General features: G+C 68.0%; 17 protein-coding genes and 1 pseudogene. 8 read left to right on the top strand and 10 right to left on the bottom strand.

From position 1 onward, the window contains the following. Nucleotides 1-158: 158 nt before the first annotated feature. The 6 genes and pseudogenes from AC0699_RS34090 to AC0699_RS34065 all read right to left on the bottom strand — a co-directional run. A pseudogene (locus tag AC0699_RS34090) lies at nt 159-596 on the bottom strand (transposase family protein); the annotation flags it as partial. Between the two features lie 70 nt (nt 597-666). Continuing rightward, nucleotides 667-933: a DUF4235 domain-containing protein gene (locus AC0699_RS34085; protein ID WP_478668140.1), complete on the bottom strand. Its 267-nt coding sequence runs from the start codon at nt 931-933 to the stop codon at nt 667-669. A gap of 5 nt (nt 934-938) precedes the next feature. Beyond that, nucleotides 939-1,286 (bottom strand): DUF3618 domain-containing protein, encoded by a 348-nt coding sequence (locus AC0699_RS34080; RefSeq protein WP_478668129.1) that lies wholly within the window; start codon nt 1,284-1,286, stop codon nt 939-941. Beyond that, nucleotides 1,283-1,705 carry a phage holin family protein gene (locus AC0699_RS34075; protein ID WP_478668125.1) on the bottom strand — a complete coding sequence of 141 codons (423 nt, stop codon included), beginning with the start codon at nt 1,703-1,705 and terminating at the stop codon, nt 1,283-1,285. The genes AC0699_RS34080 and AC0699_RS34075 overlap by 4 nt, the downstream gene beginning before the upstream one ends. Nucleotides 1,706-1,823: 118 nt before the next feature. Continuing rightward, the gene (locus AC0699_RS34070; protein ID WP_478668122.1) at nt 1,824-2,855 is read right to left on the bottom strand and encodes a YihY/virulence factor BrkB family protein; all 1,032 of its coding nucleotides are present in this window, start codon (nt 2,853-2,855) and stop codon (nt 1,824-1,826) included. Nucleotides 2,856-3,462: 607 nt separating this feature from the next. Continuing rightward, on the bottom strand, nt 3,463-3,627 hold the full coding sequence (locus tag AC0699_RS34065; protein ID WP_478668119.1) for a hypothetical protein: 165 nt from the start codon (nt 3,625-3,627) through the stop codon (nt 3,463-3,465). 467 nt (nt 3,628-4,094) lie between these two features. On the opposite strand from AC0699_RS34065, the gene AC0699_RS34060 reads away from it, so the two are divergent. From AC0699_RS34060 to AC0699_RS34045, 4 genes are all read left to right on the top strand, one after another. Further along, nucleotides 4,095-4,523 carry a subtilase-type protease inhibitor gene (locus AC0699_RS34060; RefSeq protein ID WP_478668116.1) on the top strand — a complete coding sequence of 143 codons (429 nt, stop codon included), beginning with the start codon at nt 4,095-4,097 and terminating at the stop codon, nt 4,521-4,523. Between the two features lie 760 nt (nt 4,524-5,283). Next, nucleotides 5,284-5,739 (top strand): hypothetical protein, encoded by a 456-nt coding sequence (locus AC0699_RS34055; RefSeq protein WP_478668114.1) that lies wholly within the window; start codon nt 5,284-5,286, stop codon nt 5,737-5,739. A gap of 232 nt (nt 5,740-5,971) precedes the next feature. After that, a complete protein-coding gene (locus tag AC0699_RS34050; protein WP_478668142.1) occupies nt 5,972-6,148 on the top strand; it encodes a hypothetical protein in 177 nt (58 codons plus the stop codon). Continuing rightward, nucleotides 6,100-6,642, top strand: a complete 543-nt coding sequence (locus AC0699_RS34045; RefSeq protein WP_478668135.1) for a transposase family protein — start codon at nt 6,100-6,102, stop codon at nt 6,640-6,642. The genes AC0699_RS34050 and AC0699_RS34045 overlap by 49 nt, the downstream gene beginning before the upstream one ends. 47 nt (nt 6,643-6,689) lie before the next feature. Here the strand turns inward: AC0699_RS34045 and AC0699_RS34040 are convergent, their stop codons facing one another. Together AC0699_RS34040 and AC0699_RS34035 are read right to left on the bottom strand one after the other, a co-directional pair. After that, nucleotides 6,690-7,058: a VOC family protein gene (locus AC0699_RS34040; protein ID WP_478668110.1), complete on the bottom strand. Its 369-nt coding sequence runs from the start codon at nt 7,056-7,058 to the stop codon at nt 6,690-6,692. Between the two features lie 272 nt (nt 7,059-7,330). Next, a complete protein-coding gene (locus AC0699_RS34035; RefSeq protein ID WP_478668107.1) occupies nt 7,331-7,594 on the bottom strand; it encodes a hypothetical protein in 264 nt (87 codons plus the stop codon). Between the two features lie 120 nt (nt 7,595-7,714). Between AC0699_RS34035 and AC0699_RS34030 the strand changes: the two genes are divergently transcribed. Next, nucleotides 7,715-7,837 carry a hypothetical protein gene (locus AC0699_RS34030; protein WP_478668104.1) on the top strand — a complete coding sequence of 41 codons (123 nt, stop codon included), beginning with the start codon at nt 7,715-7,717 and terminating at the stop codon, nt 7,835-7,837. Nucleotides 7,838-8,473: 636 nt separating this feature from the next. Here the strand turns inward: AC0699_RS34030 and htpG are convergent. Next, a complete protein-coding gene (gene htpG / locus AC0699_RS34025) occupies nt 8,474-10,387 on the bottom strand; it encodes a molecular chaperone HtpG (protein WP_478668101.1) in 1,914 nt (637 codons plus the stop codon). Nucleotides 10,388-10,512: 125 nt separating this feature from the next. Then, on the bottom strand, nt 10,513-11,163 hold the full coding sequence (locus AC0699_RS34020; protein ID WP_478668097.1) for a type III effector protein: 651 nt from the start codon (nt 11,161-11,163) through the stop codon (nt 10,513-10,515). A 128-nt stretch (nt 11,164-11,291) separates the two neighbouring features. Here AC0699_RS34020 and AC0699_RS34015 point away from each other — a divergent pair, with 128 nt between their 5' ends. The 3 genes from AC0699_RS34015 to AC0699_RS34005 all read left to right on the top strand — a co-directional run bounded on the left by AC0699_RS34015 (nt 11,292) and on the right by AC0699_RS34005 (nt 12,715). After that, nucleotides 11,292-11,723, top strand: coding sequence for an Hsp20/alpha crystallin family protein (locus AC0699_RS34015; protein WP_478668094.1), 432 nt, complete (start codon nt 11,292-11,294; stop codon nt 11,721-11,723). A 95-nt stretch (nt 11,724-11,818) separates the two neighbouring features. Next, nucleotides 11,819-12,214 carry a DUF2267 domain-containing protein gene (locus tag AC0699_RS34010; RefSeq protein WP_478668091.1) on the top strand — a complete coding sequence of 132 codons (396 nt, stop codon included), beginning with the start codon at nt 11,819-11,821 and terminating at the stop codon, nt 12,212-12,214. A gap of 57 nt (nt 12,215-12,271) precedes the next feature. Further along, a complete protein-coding gene (locus AC0699_RS34005; RefSeq protein ID WP_478668088.1) occupies nt 12,272-12,715 on the top strand; it encodes a DUF2267 domain-containing protein in 444 nt (147 codons plus the stop codon). The last annotated feature ends 25 nt before the right edge of the window (nt 12,716-12,740 follow it).

Below are 12,740 nucleotides of genomic sequence, written 5' to 3'. Positions count from 1 at the left end.
ATCCCCACCACCCACTGCGGTAGTCACACTCGTTCCACCCACCAAACCAACCAGCAAACGCCAGAAAAGCACCTAAATCACCGGTATTGGGCCTAAAGGGTGTCCCACAACTGATCTTTGAGTCGGTGCGGGGTGGCTGGTCGATGTGGCTCGATCTTCTATCCGGTCAAGGTGGGGTTGTGCAGGCGGGCGATGCCGGTTATGGCGTGGTGGACGCCGTCACCTTTGAGGCGGCAGTCGCGGAGGATCTTCCAGGTCTCCATGCGGGCGAAGACGTGGTCGACTTTGGCGCGGACCTGTCTGTGGGAGCGGTTGTGCTCCTCCTTCCAGGCGGATAGTTCTTCACCGGCCCGACGGCGGTGGGGCATCACCAGTCCGGTGCCGCGACAGCCGCCATCGGCGATCGTGGTGGTGTCGCCGACGGCGGCTTTGGCGCCGGATTCCTCCCACGCCTTGCAGTGGTTGCCCGGCAGTGGTCGGCCAAGCGCGACGACGAGCCGCGTATCGGCGTCGATGACGACCTGATGGTTGGTCGAGTACCGATAGTTCTTGGACTGCTCGGCGACTTTGTGATCACGGGTTGGGACCAGGGACCCGGGCGGACTGTCTCCCGGTCTGCGGGGCGTTCGTCTCTGCTGCTTCGGGTACGGCGCCGGGGGCGCGGTGTCATCCGGGCCAGGTGCCGGTTAGGCGGCGTACCACGACGGCGCCGCCGCGGTCGGTGGCGGCTTTGACCGCGGCGAAGATCGCCCCCTGCAGTGCTGCCGCCAGGAGGACTTCTTGCCAGGCGCGGTGTTCATCGGTGGCGTCGGGCGCGTCCTGCTCATGGCCGACGATTCTCCAGACCTGTTTGAACAGTGCACCTGCCGCCGCTCCACTGGCCGCCCCGGCCAATACTCCGACCGGCTTGTAAGCGATCTTGGAAGGTTTCACCATTCTCACCTCCTGGCGCGCCGCACCAGCATCACCGTCACCAGGATGCCTGCGCCGCCGGCGAGCAGAGCGATGCGGTTGCGGCGGGCTGCACCGGCAGCTTGGAGAAGGGGCTGGGGGGTGTTGTCGTGCAGGAGATGGGCGGCTTGGGCGGCCTTGTCCTTCGCTTCGGCCGCGGCATGTTCGACCTGCGTCTTGATGTCGCCGACCATCTCCTGGGTTCGCGCCTTGACGTCCGTCTTGTCGGCGAGTGCCTCCAAGGTCTGACCCAGTTCCTCCCGAGTGGCCTGGGCCTCTTCGACCAGTTCCTCGGGCGTGTCGGGAATCGCGTCGTCCTGGGGGGTGCCGGTCATCGGTGACTCATCCTTTCCTTGATCTCAGCGGCATCGGCCTTGACGCCCTCGATGGCTTGCTCGGGCGCCGCGGGCGTGCCTTGAGCGACCTGCTTCTTCCCGGCGGCCGCGAGGACGGCGGCGACAGCCGCCAGAACCGCGGCGGTGATGAGCGCGGACGCCCACACGGGCAGGGCCAGAGCCAGGGCCGCGATCACCGCGGCGACCAGGGCCTGCAGGGCGAGGAATCCGGTCAGGCCCGCGCCGCCGAAAAGGCCGCCGCCGATCCCGAACCTTCTGCCTTTCTGCCGCATCTCGGCCTGCGCCAGCCGCAGCTCCTGCCGGATCAGCCGGGAGAACTGCTCCGATACCTGTTCGACCAGCTCGCCCACTGATTCCTGGCCGTGCCGCACCGGTGGGTGCTCATTGCCGTCCGGCATGGTGTCGCCTCCTCGTGCTGGGGACGTAACCGCGGCTACCCGCGATGGCCGGGCTCACCCTGCAGAGAGCGCCGGGCGTCGACGTCCGCGAGTGGCGCAGCTGCCAGGAAAGGGGGAGTCAGGATTCGCCCATCCCCCTTCGGTCTTCTTCGGTCCACTTGCGAGTGTCGCGCGGTTCGACGTAGGGCTCGTCGTCCGCGGGGTGCCCGGCGATGATCGCTCGTTCACGGGCCATCTCTGCGTCGAATTCCAGCCCGAGGAGGATCGCCAGGTTCGTGATCCACAGCCACACCAGGAAAATGATCACACCGGCCAGAGTTCCGTAGGCCTTGTTGTAGGAGCCGAAGTTCGCCACGTACAGCGCGAATCCAGCCGAAGCGATCATCCAGATCGCCAGTGCCAGGAAGCTGCCCGGAGTGACCCATTTGAAGCCCCGGCCGCGGGCATTGGGGGCTGCCCAGTAGAGAACCGCGATCATGATGATGACCAAGACGAGGAGGACCAGCCACTTCGCGATCGCCCAGACCGTGAGCGCCGTCTGCCCGATGCCCAAAGCCGTCCCGGCCCGCTGGGCCAGGCTGCCGGTGAACACCACGATGAACGCACTGACGCACGCCAACCCCATCAAAACCAGCGTCAGCACCAGCCTGAGCGGTGTCACCTTCCACACCGGACGACCTTCGGGAATGTCGTAGACCGCGTTGGATGCGCGGATGAACGCCGCCACATAGCCCGAGGCAGACCACACCGCCAGCACAAGGCCCACCACCGCGAAAACCGAGCCGGTGCCACTGCTGGACTGCAGCTGCGCAACCGCATCGGTGATGATGCCGCGGGCAGCACCAGGCGTGAGCTTGGTCAGACTGTCGACCATGCTCTTCGTGGTCGACGGCCCTGCAATGCCCAGGACAGAGACGAGAACCAGAATCGCCGGGAACAGCGCCAGCACTCCGTAATAGGTCAGCGCCGCCGCCCGGTCGCCGAGCTCGTCGCCGGTGAACTCCTTCACGGTGCGTTTCAGCACCGCCCACCACGACTTCTTCGGCAGGTCCGAAGGCTCATCGGGGGCAGCGCCAGCACCCCGGGTGCCGGGCCACGGGGGCTCCTCGCTGCCGGCCCTGCCAAGCTCGTTGCGCCGTCCGGAAGCCATACCAGGCGCATGCCCCCACACGCGCGGTGAACTCCCCAACCGGCGCCGATTCCCAGGCAATCCTGCTCGCCCCTGTCTGAGACAGCGGTGCATCACCAAACATGCCTTTAGAGAGAAGTGGGTCGTCAAGCGCGCCCGTCGGTACCTCGCACAGCCACAACCGTGCCATTCGACGGCACTACGGGTGGCCGCCCACCCTGCTTCTCGGCCGCCCCGAGTACACAGCCGGGACCGACGGAGGACGTGTCCATGGGAGGTGCCCGTGCCTCTGAGGCTCGCCCGATCTGATCTCGATCATCCGGCTGGTGGAGGCTCAGCCTGATCCCCGGGAGCTACCAGTGGGATGCCACCGCACCCAATGTCGGGCACGGGGACCTCGCCCCGTGGCTCGGGCCCGACCATCATCGTCGGTGGTTCCCGGCGCGGTGAGGCGGTCCCCGCTACCCGCGGGCCCTCTACGCCAGACCCGCATGCGATCCCTGGCGCCACGTACTCCAAACGCCTGCCGAGACCATGCTGGCGGCGGCGATGGCCCCCAGACGCCGAAGCCCGCCCTCCGCCACCGAACCGTCCGCCGACAGCTGCCAGGCAAGCCTCAGGCTCGCGTTCAGCGATCCGCGAAGGCGTCGTCGGCGCCTCTGCGGATCGCCCGCCGGGGGCGGCCGCGGGCGTCGCGTGGCTGCGGCTTTCCTGGCATCTGGTCTTCTATGCGATCCATGCAAAACAGCAGCAGGGCCACCGCCGGGAGCAGCAGGCACGCGACAACGATCACGATGCGGGGGCTCCTTCCCTGCGGACGACACAAGTCGGCTACCCAGCAGAGCGCCGAGCATTGGCCGACCCGGCGAACCCGCCTGCCGGGGTACTTGCCTCCACGCGGGTCGATCGAGCGCCCGGACGACGGGTTGCACGTAACGACGCGCTGTGGGTTCCAGAGCAATCTCCAGTCCCCCTGGGGCCTACGCACAGCGGGACAGCCGGGCCCAGCATCCTGTCCTGCGAAGGGATTCAGCCGTCTGCCAACCGTGGCATTCGGCCCCGGGATCCGGTATCGCTGCATGGAATACCGCGCTGCGCTGGACGTTTCCGCACTGTCACCCGCGACATCCTAGCCACTGATTGAAAGTGGCACGTTTCCGAAATTCATGCATTGACTGGCACTCGCCGGTTGAGCCAAGCGAAGACGGAAACGCGAAATGAAGAGCAAGACCGAACAGGCTCACAAGGAAAGGAAAGGAAATGCGGAAGACCGCTCGGTGGACTGCGACCGGCGTCGCGCTCACCTTCGCGCTGATGGGCTCAATGGCCGGTACCGCGCACAGTGCCCCGTCCTCGCTGTACGCCCCCTCGGCCCTGGTACTTACCACGACACACGGAGAAAGCGCCGCTGCGGCACCTCAGCGCGCCGTGACTCTCACCTGTACCCCCACCGCGGCCGGCACACATCCTGCCCCCAAGGACGCATGCGCCGCGCTCCGAGAGGCACAAGGGGACTTCAGCCAGCTGGCGCAGATCACGCGAGAAGAGCCGCGCTTCTGCACCAGGCAGTACGACCCCGTCACGGTCACCGCACAAGGCGTGTGGCAGGGCAAGCGCGTGAGCTACGAGCACACCTTCTCGAACGAGTGCATAAAGAATTCCGAAGGCTCGAGCGTCTTCGAATTCTAAGATCCACATGGCACAGCCCAGGGGCAGCGGGCCTGGCCGCAACGGGGCTCAGTTCATTCGGATTGTCGCCTCCTGAGTCCTCTGATTCTGGGGAGCCCCACCGCGTGAGATGAGCGACGGCGTTGAGGCCCGCTGCACCCCGGCCGCGGTCCAGCACTCGGACTGTCCTTGCCATGTTCTGGACACGTATGCAACTACCCATAGTCTGTTCCGCGTTGAGACCTCCGCAACATCCCCTGCGGATTGCGCTTCAGGGTTGCTCGCCTACCTGGACCGGACCCAGCGAGGAGTACCGCACCCCCACGGATGCCGAATGGCAGGAGTTCCTCGGCCACTTCGAACGGCGCAAGGTCGCCGCCGGCCTCTGCGGACGGGCCCTCTCAACCCCCTGCATTCATGAGAACGCCTGCCTGCGATGCCCGAGACCCTGGCCCGACCCGGCTCAACGGGCCCGGATCATCGACATCCGCGACGACATCACCGCCCGCGTCGCAGAGGCCGAGCGAGAGGGCTGGCTCGGCGAGGTCGAAGGGCTCCAGATCACCCTCGCTGGAGCGAACGACAAACTCGCTCAGATCGACCGGCGGGTTTCCGCGAACCGTTGCCCCCCGTTGACCTCCCCCATGCCTACTGCCACGACCGGCCCCCGGAGCGGGCTGTCAGGGCCAGGTAAGAGGGTGCGGCCATGAACATCGTTGGGCAGGGGTGGGTTTGCGGATTCCTGTCCGTCGTCGCGGGTGCCGCTCCTACGCTCCGGCGCATGATGGATCCCGAAGTGCTGGAGCGGATCGCCGCGCGGTGTGCGGAGCTGGAGGGGCTCGAAGAACAGCTGGTCAAGCAGCTGCCGGAGGTACGGGCTGAGCGGGATGAGCCCGCCGTGGCCGAGCGGGTGTGGCAGCGGATGAGTGAGCAGCTCGCCGACGGGTTCGCGGAGGCCGGGTCGCCGGTCGTCCAGGTGGCGGGTCGGGCGGTGCGGCTGGTTCCGGATCGCGCGCCGGGGTTGCCTGAGTCCGCGCTGCCGGCGGAGTACGAGCGCATCCTGACCGCCGTGCGGCAGGCCGACGGCCCGGTCTCCACTCGGCAGATCGCCGAGGTACTGGGCTTGGACACCGGGGTGAGGGGCAAGTTGGAGCCGCCGCGCGGGAAGCTCACGAAGCTGGCCGACCGCGGCTGGCTGCACAAACGACCCGACGGGAAGTTCACCACCCGCGCGTGACCAGGCCGCACACCGGCGGGGCGTAACCGAGGTGCCCCCGGCGGCTGTTGGAATTGTGTGACGAATACCAAAGAGCACGCCGGGGACACCGACCCTGGTCTACCAGTGCCGCCTGCCGCTGTCCACGCGCACCCTGACCTACGTCGCCGACCTGTTGCGCCGCCATCTCAAGGCCATACGCTCCCGGTGGCGGGCATTGCCGCCCGGGAGGATCGCGGTGATCATCCTGGCCGTGCTCCGACACGACCAGCGCCTGGCCGGCATGGCCGACGGCAACGACATCTCCGCCACCACCGTCCGCCGCTGGCGCGACGAGCTGATCGCCCTCCTCGCCGCGAAGGCCCCGCGCCTGGACCGCGCCTGGACCGCGCCCCGAAGAAGATCGCACGGCGCGGCGGAGTCGTCCTGATCGACGGCACCCTCATCCCCACCCAGCGCCGCACCGCCAAAGCGAACCGCCCGAACTACTCCGGCAAGCATCGCCGCCACGGCCTGCACGTGCTTGCCCTGACCGACGAGCGGGGCCATCTGGTGTGGATATCGGCCGCCCTGCCCGGCCGCACCCACGACATCACCGCCGCCCGCCGCGACCATATCCTGGCCCACCTGCGCGCTGCCGGTCTCGGCGCCCTGGCCGACCTGGGCTTTGTCGGCCTGGACGACGACGGGGACGACCCCGTGGTCGTCCCCGGCTTCAAGGCCACCCGCGCCCGCAATCTCGCACCCGCCGAAAGGGAGGCCAACCGCATCCTGGCCGCCGGACGCGCCGCGGTCGAACGCGGCTTCGCCCATCTGAAGAACTGGCGGATCCTCACCAAGCTCCGCACTGACCATGCTCGCGCCACCCACCTGCTTCGCGTGCTGCTCGTACTGACGAACATCGAGGCCACTACAGGCAATTGATCTCTACCGCAGGCAGCCCATGACCAGCACAAGCGCCCGGAACAGCGTCACTGAGCCGGGATCGGCTGGGTGAGGTTCACCGGGTTGCCGTCGGGGTCCTGGATGTGGGCGACGCGCTGTCCCCACGGCATGTCGTTGGGGCCGCCGCGGACCGAGCCGCCCAGCGCCGTCACCCGGCCGAGCATCTCGTCGACGTCGTCGACACCGATGCTGAGCAGGATCCGCGGTGCCGCCCCGGTCCCCGGGTTCGTCTTGGCCACCAGCCCGAGGTCGGTGTCGCCGATGCGCAAGCCGAGGTAGAAGGCCGGGCCTTCCGCAGGTACCCGGAAGATCTCCTCGGCGCCGAACAATTTCGTATAGAAGCCGAGCAGAACGTCCTGGTCGGCAGTGATGATCACTGGCTGGATGGTGGACATGGCACTCCTGTCGAGAACGGTCGTATCGCTGGGTAGACCGTTCGAGGACGGTGAACTCATCGGCAAAACCACCCCGCCGGACGATCTACACCCCAGAGACCAGTACAAGCAGCCCGAAACGGGGTCACACCACCGCTGCTGACCAGCCACTTCAAGATGGCGCAGCCTCATTGAACAGCGTGAGAGCTCTGGAGACGCGTCAACGGAGCGCCCGCGCGGCGCGGTCGGTGGACGGGATCAGGACAGGCCGCGGAACTGGCGAGCCGCCTGCTTCATCCGCTCGGCAGGAGCTGCCCGCAGGGTTCCCAGTCCCGCAGATCCAGCTCCTCGGCAGACCGTGCGGTGAGGCGGGCCATGACCCATAGCTGCACGTCCGGCAGGTTTTCTCGGCTTTGCCCGGTCGCGGCCTCGATGGTCGAGGTGGCCACTGGGGCGAGGATCTGGCCTGCGTACCAGTCGGCGATGCAGACGAGCGTCGTCCGGCGCCCGGCGCGGATCACGGTGGCTCGAGTCTGCAGCGACTCCAGCGTCATCACGCCGGCACGCCCTCCCTAGGCCAGGACGCTCTCCAGCACCAGGCCGCAGAGGACGACCTCGCAGCAAATGACGCGAACACCACCGGCGCGAGACAGATACATACGTCCGATGCACTGTCAGTGGCGGCCCCTAAGCTGGTGGACTGGCTCGTCGACGATGGCATCATCGTGCGCGAGCAGACCGACTGCGTCTTCGGGCCGCCCCTCGGCCACGCCGAGGGCGCGCCGACTCACCCTCCCTGACGCACACGCCGAAGTCCTGCGCCTGGTCGAGCACATCGACAAAGATGTCGCTTCCTGGATCAGCCAAAGCAGCCGCGTCCCAGGGATCCTGTCCACTCGCCCCTGACAGGGCGAAATGCCAAGGAGCGCCACTACTGCCGCTGGCCCAGCTTGCCCGGATGGCGTCGGGAGCAGTTCAAGGCCGTCGTGTTCCGCGCGCCGCCCGGGCAGCCCAGGCGGTCATGACCGCATCCCAGGCCCCTTGCGGAAGGCGTCTACCGCTTCCCGCATCGCTGCTGTCCCACTCCACTCCGGCGACCTGTCCGGCGCGGAGAGTCCGCCGTACGCCAGGGCCATGGCGACGTCGACGAGCCCGTTCGGCTCCCCGTACACCGGAAGCTCCGGACCGCGGACCGTGCCGGGGATCCGCCATCTCCACAATTCTCGGAACGCGACACGCCTGGCCTCTGAACACCATCCTGAGCCGGGGCTCGGCCTCCCGGTGGTCCCTGCGGGCCTCACTCGTGCCGTACCGACCCGCCCGCCCCGGCACCCCCGTACGGGGTGCCGGGGCGGGCGGGTTCATGGGGAGCGTGAGGGTGGCGAGGTCGGGTGGGTGCGACCGGGCGCTTCGGCTGTGCCGGGCCGCACCCATAGTTACAGAGTGCGGGTCAGGCGGTCGGTGAGCAGCCGGGTGAAGCGGGCTGGGTCGGGAAGGTCGCCCCCTTCGGCGAGCAGCGCACTGCCGTATATCAGCTCGGCGATCTCCGCCAGTGCGGGGTTGTCGGCGTTGGCGTCGTGCGCTGTGCGCAGGGCGGTGATCAGCGGGTGTGCGGGGTTGAGTTCCAGGATGCGCTTGACGGTGGGAAGTTGCTGTCCCATCGCCCGGTACATCTTCTCCAGAGTCGGGGTGATGTCGTGGGCGTCCCCCACGATGCATGCCGCCGAGGTGGTCAGTCGCGACGACAGGCGGACCTGCTTGACATGCTCGGACAAGGCGGTGGTCAGCCATGGCAGCAGAGCGGCGTAGTCCTGCTCGCGCTTGGCCTGCTCGGCATCCTGGTCGCCTTCGGCAGGCTCGTCGAGGTCGACCTGGCCCTTGGCGATGGACTGCAGTCGGTGCCCGTCGAAGGCCGGGACCTGGTCGGCCCAGACCTCGTCGACGGGGTCGGTGAGGATCAGGACCTCATAGCCCTTGGCGGAGAAGGCCTCCATGTGGGGGGAGTTCTCCACCATCGCCCGGGTCTCGCCGGTCAGGTAGTAGATCGCCTCCTGGCCCTCCTTCATGCGCTCGACGTACTCGCGCAGGGTGGTGGTTTTCTCCGGGTCGTGCGTGGAGGCGGCCGACACCAGCTCCAGCAGCGCCTCGGTGTTGTCCGTGTCCTCGATCAGGCCTTCCTTCAGCACCCGTCCGAACTGCGCCCAGAGCGTTGCGTAGCGCTCGCCGTCGCCTGCCTGCATGTCCTTGATCGCCCCGAGGACCTTCTTGACCAGGCGCCGGCGTACGCCGCGGATCTGGCGGTTGTGCTGCAGGATCTCGCGGGAGATGTTCAACGACAGGTCGTGGGCGTCGACGACGCCCTTGACGAAGCGCAGATAGTTCGGCATCAGCGCTTCGCAGTCGTCCATGATGAACACGCGCTTGACATACAGTTGCACGCCGCGCTTGGTCTCGCGGGAGAACAGGTCGAACGGCGCCTGGGAGGGGATGAACAGCAGCGCCTCGTACTCGAAGGTGCCTTCGGCGCGCATGTGGACTGTCTCAGCCGGGTCGAGCCAGTCGTGGCTGATCTGCTTGTAGAACTCGTTGTACTCGCCCTGTGTCACCTCGGCGCGCGGTCGGGCCCACAGCGCCTTCATCGAGTTGAGGGTGTCGACGCCGGAGGTGGTGGAGCCGTCGGCGTCGGTACGCTCTTTGGCCATCCGGATAGGCCAGCGGATGAAGTCGGAGTACTGCTTGACGATCTGGCGGATCTTCCACTCGGACAGGTAGTCGGCCAGCCCGTCCTCGCTGTCGGCGGGCTTGAGGTGCAGGGTGACCGAGGTGCCCACGGGGAGGTTGTCGACGGCCTGGATGGTGTAGGCGCCCTCGCCGTCGGACTCCCACTGGGTGCCGGAGTCGGTGCCGGCCCGCCGGGTGCGCAGGGTGACCTTGTCGGCAACCATGAACGCCGAGTAGAAGCCGACGCCGAACTGCCCGATCAGGCTCTCAGCGGTGGCGGCGTCCTTGGACTCCTTGATCTTCTCCAGCAGGCTGGCGGTGCCGGACTTGGCGATCGTGCCGATGAGCTCCACGAGATCGTCCCGGCTCATGCCGATCCCGTTGTCACGGACGGTCAATGTGCGGGCGTCCTTGTCGACCTCCAACGAGATGTGCAGGTCGGTGGTGTCGATCTCGACGAGGCTGGAGTCGGTCAGCGATTCCAGCCGCAGCTTGTCCAGTGCGTCGGAGGCGTTCGAGATCAGCTCGCGCAGGAAGATGTCCTTGTTCGAGTAGATCGAGTGAATCACCAGTCGGAGCAACTGGCGGGTCTCGGCCTGGAATTCCAGCGTCTCGACGCTGCTACCCATGTGGGGCCCTTTCTGTGGGAACGTCATGAACGGGATAGGACTCGGGCCGGGGCGAATCGTTGTCCGCCGTCGGCGTGGTTCAGGGGGAGGACTGCACCCGCATTTGTGACTCTCTGTGATGTGAGTCAGGCATCATCAGTTGCTGTCGCCGTGAGCCGGTCGTGGAGGGCGTCCAGGCATTTGACGAGGTCGGTGTGGTGGGCATCGAGGTAGGGGCGCATGCCGGTCAGGGGGTCGATGAGCTCGGCGGCGTCGGTGGCGCCGAGGGCGGCATACAGGGCCTCCTGGGCTGAGCGCGCTTCGGGCGCGAGGTGGGCGAGCGCGGTGATCTGTCCGGCGAGGCGGCGCAGGTCGGCGGCGTTGGCGCGGGCCCAGGTGGCAGCGGCGCGTTCGGCGGCCCTGGCCTGGCGGGTGGCCGTCACGCGCTGCTCGCCGGTGGTGCCGACGGCGCCGGGGCGGCCGCGCAGGTATCGGCGTTCGGCGGCCTGGCGGCTGGCGACGCCGAGGGGAGAGGCGAGGTCGGCCCAGCTGGCGCCCGCGTCGCGGGCGGTTTCGATCAGGCCGGTCTCCCAGCCGGCGAGCTGCTCGCGCACCTGCCGCAGCAGCATCAGGGAGGCCAGCGCCTGCTCGGGACCGGGGCCGGCGGCGTCGGGTGTCTCCTGCTGGGCATCGCGCAGGGCGTCTCCTATGGCGGCAAGGGCCGCTGCGGCGGCGAGAAAGGACGCCGGGCTGTGGGCGTGAGTGCTGTTCGTGGACGGCTGGTCGGCTGCGGACACGAGCACCTCCCTCGGATTGTCATCGCCCCGACGACATCATGTTTGTCATCCATTGGATGACATGTTACAACGGTGTCAGTGAAGCGCATTGGCAGCGACTGCCTGAACCTGCTGGAGGTGTTTTCACGATGTTGATGCGCACCGACCCCTTCCGTGAGCTGGACCGGCTGGCGCAGCAGCTGATGGGCCCGGGCACCTGGTCCCGCCCGTCGGCGATGCCGATGGACGCCTACCGCGAGGGCGCCGAGTACGTGGTGGCCTTCGACCTCCCCGGCGTCACCGCGGACGCGATCGACATCGACGTCGAGCGGAACATGCTCACCGTCAAGGCCGAGCGCCGGCCGGTGGCGAAGGCCGACGACGTGCAGATGGAACTGTCCGAGCGGCCGCTGGGCGTCTTCTCCCGCCAGATCGTGCTCGCCGATACCCTCGACACCGAGCACATCAAGGCCGACTACGACGCAGGCGTGCTCACCCTGCGCATCCCGATCGCCGAGCGCGCCAAGCCCCGCAAGATCTCCATCGGCGTCGGCTCCGACCGCAAGGAGATCTCCGGCTGACACCGGCCGGACCGGTGCGGAGGACGGGCACCTGACCTCCCCCTCCCCCGCCCTCCGCACCCCGTGGACAGTCCGAAGAGGAAGGGGCGGCCGAGATGACCCTGCGACGCGAAGCGTTCCTCGACCGCGTGACTGAGCGCGGTGAGTACGACACTCCGGAGGAAGCCGAGCGTGCGGCCCGCGTGGTGCTCGCTCTGCTCGGCGCGCACCTGGTCGGCGAGGTCCGTGCCCAGCTCGCGGCACGCCTGCCGGAGGGCTTCGCTCTAATCCTGCTCAACCCACTGCAGAGCGCCGAGCCGCTGCCCCCAGAGCGGTTCGTCTGCGCGACCGCCGCCTGGATCGAGGGCGCCACCGAGCAGACCGCGACCTGGGACGTCAGCGCCGTGCTGTCCACCGTCGCCGACACGGCAGGCGAGGACCTGATGGGACAGATCCTGCTCCAGCTCCCCGCCGGCTACGACCTCCTCTTCGGCCGCCCCCAGCCCACCTGACCAAGACCGGGTGTGCCGCGCCCGGCCCCCATGGCTCCATGAAAGGCATACACCGCAGTGATCTCCGACGCGCGCGTACCGCTTGATCACCAGCAGTCGTACGGGACGGCGTACGAGCAGATGCTGGAGAAGGTCCGCCACGAGGGCGCCTACCCCACCCGCGAGAAGTCCGACGAAGCCGTCCGTCAGGTCCTGGCGGGACTGGGGCGTCAGCTGACCGGCGACGAACGTGTGGATCTCGCCGCCTGCCTGCCCCTGGAGGCCGCACGCGTGCTGACCGCGCAGATCCCCGAGACCCAGCCGCTGACCGGCTGTGCCTTCGTCAAGGACCTCGCCGCCCGCACCGGCGCCTCCCTGGCCACCACCCGCTGGGACACCGGCTCCGTCTTCGCGGCCGTCGCCACCCACGCAGGCCCCGACCTGATCACCCGCATCCTCCGCCAGCTCCCCACGGGCTACGCCCTGCTGTTCGGTCAAGCCGAACTCACCCCCGCCGCGTAGACGACGAGATGCGTGCTCGGGACGG

Source organism: Streptomyces sp. NPDC043870 (genome assembly GCF_056435785.1).
Note: the sequence above shows the minus strand (reverse complement) of the source record. Positions and strands in the feature narration are given on the sequence as shown.

What these genes read in the sequence shown, in the direction of transcription:
- AC0699_RS34075 (WP_478668125.1), bottom strand. Translation starts at nt 1,705, where the DNA reads ATGCCGGACGGCAATGAGCACCCACCGGTGCGGCACGGCCAGGAATCA.
- AC0699_RS34080 (WP_478668129.1), bottom strand. Translation starts at nt 1,286, where the DNA reads ATGACCGGCACCCCCCAGGACGACGCGATTCCCGACACGCCCGAGGAA.
- AC0699_RS34070 (WP_478668122.1), bottom strand. Translation starts at nt 2,855, where the DNA reads ATGGCTTCCGGACGGCGCAACGAGCTTGGCAGGGCCGGCAGCGAGGAG.
- AC0699_RS34015 (WP_478668094.1), top strand. Translation starts at nt 11,292, where the DNA reads ATGTTGATGCGCACCGACCCCTTCCGTGAGCTGGACCGGCTGGCGCAG.
- AC0699_RS34055 (WP_478668114.1), top strand. Translation starts at nt 5,284, where the DNA reads ATGATGGATCCCGAAGTGCTGGAGCGGATCGCCGCGCGGTGTGCGGAG.
- AC0699_RS34010 (WP_478668091.1), top strand. Translation starts at nt 11,819, where the DNA reads ATGACCCTGCGACGCGAAGCGTTCCTCGACCGCGTGACTGAGCGCGGT.
- AC0699_RS34060 (WP_478668116.1), top strand. Translation starts at nt 4,095, where the DNA reads ATGCGGAAGACCGCTCGGTGGACTGCGACCGGCGTCGCGCTCACCTTC.
- AC0699_RS34040 (WP_478668110.1), bottom strand. Translation starts at nt 7,058, where the DNA reads ATGTCCACCATCCAGCCAGTGATCATCACTGCCGACCAGGACGTTCTG.
- htpG (WP_478668101.1), bottom strand. Translation starts at nt 10,387, where the DNA reads ATGGGTAGCAGCGTCGAGACGCTGGAATTCCAGGCCGAGACCCGCCAG.